Source organism: Candidatus Auribacterota bacterium (genome assembly GCA_026392035.1).
GTDB lineage: Bacteria > Auribacterota > Tritonobacteria > UBA1439 > UBA1439 > JAPLCX01.
On record JAPLCX010000111.1, the window covers coordinates 1 to 5584 of the forward strand.

The window sequence follows — 5584 nt, forward strand, 5'->3', positions numbered from 1 at the left end:
CCTTGTTTCCATTATCAGAAAGATTCTCAATATCGAGCGCAGTCTCGGCGAAATTATGCAAATTCTCAGCCTTTCGCTTCTCGAAGATGTGCCTCTCTCGCAGTTAGTTACAACAAATCTCCCGCAAGATATAAATGTCGAATGTCACAACCAACTGCAATTGTTTGTGTTATAACCGGACAGTACTGACCGATGATAGCAATAATCTTTAAACTGGCCACTTATGACTTTCAACTGTGGTAATTATGCTGGAGCGAATTAAGAGCATCATTATAAAAGAATTCATCCAGGTCCTCCGCGACCCGCGGATGCGATTCACCCTCTTTGTCACCCCCCTGATACAGATAATTGTCTTCGGCTATGCGGCGAACACCGATGTCCGCAATGTGCCCACCGCCATCTACGACAGGGACAATACCTACGAGAGCCGCGACGTGATCAGGGCCTTCACCTACTCCAAGTATTTTCACGCCAAGTACTACATTGCCAATGACGCTGAGCAGAACAGGCTGATCAACAAAACAAAGGTGACCGCGGTGCTCCGCTTCGACCGCGGTTTCGGGAGAGACCTGGAAGGCAACAGGAGCGCAAAACTCCAGCTCATACTCGACGCATCCGACTCGAACACGGCGGGCATCGTCCTCGGATACGCGAACCAGATCGTGGCCCAATACTCCCATAAGGTTTTACAGGACAGGGAATCCATCTTTCTAGAGAGGAAGGTGGTGGTCCCGAGCGTGGAGATGAGGGACCGCTCATGGTTCAACGAAAATCTTGAGTCGAAGAACTACTATATCCCCGGTGTGATATCCCTGCTGATCACGGTGATGACGCTGCTGCTCACCTCGATGGCCATCGTGCGGGAGAAGGAGATCGGCACGATGGAGCAGCTTATCGTGAGCCCGCTCCGGCCGATCGAGCTCATCCTCGGGAAACTCACCCCGTTTGCCGTCATCGCTCTGATCCAGGTCGCTTTCGTGACCGTGCTCGCTGAATTCTGGTTCCAGATTCCCATGCGGGGCAGCCTGCTGCTGCTCCTCGGCTGCACGATGATTTATCTTCTGACGAGCCTGGGCGTGGGTCTCTTCATCTCGACCCTCTCCGCGACCCAGGAGGAGGCGATGATGTCCACCTTCCTCTTTTTCTTCCCCGCGAACCTTCTCTCCGGCTTCATGTACCCGATCCAGAATATGCCCGTCCCCATCCAGTATATCACCTACCTGAATCCCCTGAGGTACTACCTGGTCATCCTGCGGGGGATCTTTCTGAAAGGCGTCGGCATCCGCATCCTCTATCCGCAGATGATCGCCCTGCTGATTATCGGGCTCGCCGTCATCTCGTTCAGCGCCCTGCGTTTCCGCCGGAGCCTCGGGTAACAACCATTGAGTGAAGGAGGGATTACTAAGATGTATGCATTATTTCAACGCCGGAAAACAATGCAAACGGTCATCCGCTGTTTCTTGGGTGCGGCTGTTGCCGCGAGCCTTGGCGGGTTCGGCTATCTTGTGTGGCTGAATCACAGCGATTTTGAGCACGCCATGGTTGTTCAGACCCAGCAGTTGTTGCTGACGCTTGCGCGCGCCCAGGCGCAAAGTCTTGAGAAACATATTGGTGACATTCAGCAAAAGCTATACATTCTTGCAACGAGTACTGTCTTTCACAGGAGTTTTAAGGAACGATTTCTCGGGGACACCGACAGGGGGCACGCTGCACTCGAAGATTCATATAGAGATGTCAAGAGGCTTGTCGATGCAATCTACCTGATTGATACACACGGTATGGTTATGGGCTGCAGCCCGCAGCGCGAAGGCGAAGCAGGCAAGGACATTTCACAGGTGCCGGACGTCGCGATTGCACTTGTCTCACGCCGGCCATGCATCAGCACGGTATTCAGACAGCCCTCAGGAGCGCTTGCGCTTGCGATTTTGCAACCGGTATTTGAAGGCGATGCGTTTACGGGCGTGCTCCGCGCCGTGCTGTCCATTGAAAGGATCCATAATCTATGCCGTCATATCAACCTGGGTGAATCAATTTATGCCTTCGTCCTCGATGGGAGTGGAATGTTTATGAGCTATCCTGATGATTCTCTGCTGGGTAAAGATATGGCGACGGCGATGCACGAGAAATTCCCAGGGCTCGACATGGCTATGCTGAAACGAGAGGTGCGCTTTATGGAGAAACGTTCGGAAGGGATGGGCATCGCCCCGCTCCCCTCGGATGGCATTGGTCCGTCCATCACCAGCGCGCTGATTGCGTTCGCCCCAATCCGTATTGGCGCGAATGTATGGAGTATGGCGGTTGCGATGGACTATGGAGCTATCTCAGGCCCGATCCACAAGAATATCAGAGACAACCTCCTATTTGTTGGATTTGTGTTTTTGATTATCGGCGTGTTGGGTGCGGCGCTCCATCGCGTGAGCAGGAGGAGAATTGAGCTCGTTACGTCCACGAAGGCACTTCATATAATAAACAGGCAACTCCATCTCGAAATCGACGAACGCAGAAAAATTGAAAAGGCACTCCACGACAGCCTGAGAAAGGGACGGGGGGCGCCTCAATGAGAGCCATTGGTTGTCGCGCGGCATCGAACCCATAACGCACCATGGATGTTTCGTGAGTGAGCCGTCCAAGAACATGCACTGGTGACGGGGATTGGCTACGCCGGCGCGCTACGGTACTTCCAAAAGCGGGGAATGCTCTCCCCGAGCATGCCCCGGGCAGTGGTGATTCAATTTGAAAGGCAGTGAATAATACCCTGGAGCATATTTGGTGTATGCCATGCTTGATGATGCATATCTACGGAGCGGCCTTTGTTCACGGCGAGGGAATTGGGTAGGTAATCAAGGCTGCTCTATATAAAGCGATATCGAAATTAAGAATTAGCACTTAACAACTATCATTGGAGGAAGTTATGAAGAGTGTCCCCGCAATGGTGAAAGAGGTAATCAAGCGGACAAGCAATGTAAAGAGCATCCGCGTGGAAAATCCCGGTAAAGATTACAAAGCGGGACAGTTTCTCCGTGTCACGCTCACGACAGATCCTGAGTGCACGCGGTACCTCTCCATCTCCAGTTCTCCGACAGAGAAAGACCATATCGAGTTCACGAAAAAGCTGACGCAGAGTGATTTTTCCAGAGCGCTCGATTCGCTCAAACCTGGCGATATGGTGCACATGCACTACCCGTTTGGAAAATTTACTCTGGACAGCGCGTCCACAAAAATTGCCTTCCTCTCCGGCGGCATCGGGATTACACCGATACGGAGCATGTACAAGTACGCGGTGGATAAGAGGCTGGATAGTGATATGGTCCTGGTGTACGCAAACCGTTCGATCAGGGATATCGTTTTCAAGGAGGATTTTGACCTTATGCAGAAACAGCATCCCGGCCTGAGGGTCGCTCATGTGCTCTGTGAGCCCGCCCCCGGTTTTACGTGCACGATTGGACTGATCAACAGCCAGATTGTCAGGAACGAGGTTCCCGATTATGCCCTGAGGAAATTTTATGTCTGTGGCCCGCCGGCGATGGTGGAGTCGATGAAGGGATTGCTGGCTGAGGAGCTTTGCGTGCCTGAAGACAGGATTGTCACCGAACGATTCCAGGGGTATTGAGGACTGTATGAGCTTTGCTGTTCTATTCTTTATGGCAGTAGCCCTGGCGATGGACTGCTTTGCTGTCTCCCTCGCGATAGCCCTCGCCGTGGGAAAACCATCGAATCATCAGACGTTCAAGCTCGCGTTTAACTTTGGACTATACCAGTTTCTTATGCCCGTCCTTGGATGGTTCGCCGGGCGCGGCCTGCTGGAATACATACAGGGCTTTGACCACTGGGTGGCCTTTGGGTTGCTTGCATTCATCGGCGGCAAGATGATCTATGAGTCTACGGTAATCGGTCGCGGCGAGGTGGGAGGTGATGATCCAACGCGGGGCATATCTCTCATCATGCTTTCCCTGGCGACGAGTATTGATGCGCTGGGGGTTGGTTTGAGTCTCAGTGTGCTCGGGGTGGAGATTCTTTATCCTGCCATGGTGATCGGTATCGTATCGTTCGTACTCACCTGCGTAGGGATGAAGATCGGCCCTCTCGCGGGAAGACTCTTCGGGAAGAGGGTGGAGGCGGCCGGCGGCATCGTGCTGATCCTGATCGGGATAAAAATCCTTTGTGAACACTTCCTGAGCTGAAGCACTCACCACAGGAGCGGGCATATCTCCGGATTTGAATATAATTAGCTCTTGACGGGAAGCGGGAAGAGATGTAGTATATAGCAAAATGTAGATATGGCTATTTATGAGACACGTCGAGAAAATCTTTAAAGCGCTCGCGGACCGCAACAGGCTGCGCATTCTAAAAATGCTCGAGACAAGGCCGCTCTGCGTGTGCGAGATTACCGCGGTGTTGGGCATAGCCCAATCCAGTGTGTCCAGGCACCTGGGCATCCTCAGGGAGGCCGGTCTTGTGGATGATATAAAAGAAGGACAGTGGATGATCTATTCGCTGGCGCGCGGCAGTGATGATGCGACGCGGGGCATCATCGCGGTCATCAAGCGCTTGCTCGCCGATGATCCCCAGGTCGAGAGCGACAGGCGAAAGACGAGGCAGGTCAACAGAGAGCAGATTTGCGCAAGAGCGCGATGAGTGTAAAATTTTTCCTTGGATTAATAGATAAATAGACATATCGCTATATATAAAGGGGGAAGGCAATGATAAAAATAGAGATTCTTGGAACGGGATGTCCGAAATGCATGAAACTTCACGCAAATGCCGAGCAGGCGGTGCGCGAGGCGGGCGTTAGGGCAGAGATCGTGAAGATCACGGACATCCGGGAGATTATGAAACGCGGTGTTATGCTCACTCCCGCCCTTTCCGTCAATGGTGAGGTGAAAAGCATGGGGAAAGTACTGGATGCCGAGGAAATTAAATCGCTTATACAAAAGGAGAAATGATGTGAATAGAAAAACTCCTGCCAAGCTCGATCGCAAAAGTGCTCCGCGCAAGGTATCTCCTCGGGCCACCTTGTCCAAATCGCGCTGTCTCTGTGAGGCATCCGGCATACTCTTCTTTCCATGCTCCGGGGCGTCAAATGTCGGGCACCTTGCGGACCGCGCTTCTCGTGAGCTCGCGGCGGAAGGCACCGGGCTGATGTACTGCCTGGCAGGGATTGGCGCCCATTACCCGAGTATGATCGCTTCCGCGCGGGATGCCGGAAGAATAGTGGGAATTGACGGATGCGAGATCGGCTGCGCGAAAAAGATACTTGAGCGGGCAGGTCTCACGGTGACCGATTACATAGTCGTGAGCGCGTTGGGCATAGAGAAGAAGTATCAACCTATCAGGAAAAAAGATTTATCAACCGTCAAGCAAGTGATAGAAAAAAGTCTCTACAAGGATTAAGATGAGAAATATTTCAGGAGGATACTACCCTAATGAACCGTAAAGAACTATGGAAACTGGCCGTTCTGGTGGGAATATTCCTCTTTGCCTACTATGTCCCGCTCGGGAGCGGGAAATTCAGCGCCGCCCTCATGGAATCATTCCGCCTCCTCCAATGGTACGCGAGGAACCACACGCTCCCCTGCGTCGTCCC

At 52.6% G+C, this 5584-nt stretch carries 7 protein-coding genes; all 7 read left to right on the forward strand.

Features of this window, described 5'->3' with window-relative positions; translation table 11 throughout:
* Window positions 1-245 precede the first annotated feature (245 nt).
* The 7 genes from NTX71_11925 to NTX71_11955 all read left to right on the forward strand — a co-directional run bounded on the left by NTX71_11925 (window position 246) and on the right by NTX71_11955 (window position 5391).
* Window positions 246-1376, forward strand: coding sequence for an ABC transporter permease (locus tag NTX71_11925; GenBank protein MCX6340606.1), 1131 nt, complete (start codon window positions 246-248; stop codon window positions 1374-1376).
* Between the two features lie 30 nt (window positions 1377-1406).
* A complete protein-coding gene (locus tag NTX71_11930) occupies window positions 1407-2561 on the forward strand; it encodes a cache domain-containing protein (protein ID MCX6340607.1) in 1155 nt (384 codons plus the stop codon).
* Window positions 2562-2911: 350 nt separating this feature from the next.
* On the forward strand, window positions 2912-3610 hold the full coding sequence (locus NTX71_11935; GenBank protein ID MCX6340608.1) for an FAD-binding oxidoreductase: 699 nt from the start codon (window positions 2912-2914) through the stop codon (window positions 3608-3610).
* 7 nt (window positions 3611-3617) lie between these two features.
* The gene (locus NTX71_11940; GenBank protein ID MCX6340609.1) at window positions 3618-4181 is read left to right on the forward strand and encodes a manganese efflux pump MntP family protein; all 564 of its coding nucleotides are present in this window, start codon (window positions 3618-3620) and stop codon (window positions 4179-4181) included.
* Window positions 4182-4287: 106 nt separating this feature from the next.
* Window positions 4288-4635, forward strand: a complete 348-nt coding sequence (locus tag NTX71_11945; GenBank protein ID MCX6340610.1) for a metalloregulator ArsR/SmtB family transcription factor — start codon at window positions 4288-4290, stop codon at window positions 4633-4635.
* Between the two features lie 65 nt (window positions 4636-4700).
* Window positions 4701-4943 carry a thioredoxin family protein gene (locus tag NTX71_11950; protein ID MCX6340611.1) on the forward strand — a complete coding sequence of 81 codons (243 nt, stop codon included), beginning with the start codon at window positions 4701-4703 and terminating at the stop codon, window positions 4941-4943.
* 1 nt (window position 4944) lies between these two features.
* Entirely contained in the window at window positions 4945-5391 is a 447-nt protein-coding gene (locus NTX71_11955) for a putative zinc-binding protein (GenBank protein ID MCX6340612.1), read from the forward strand.
* Window positions 5392-5584: the final 193 nt, after the last annotated feature.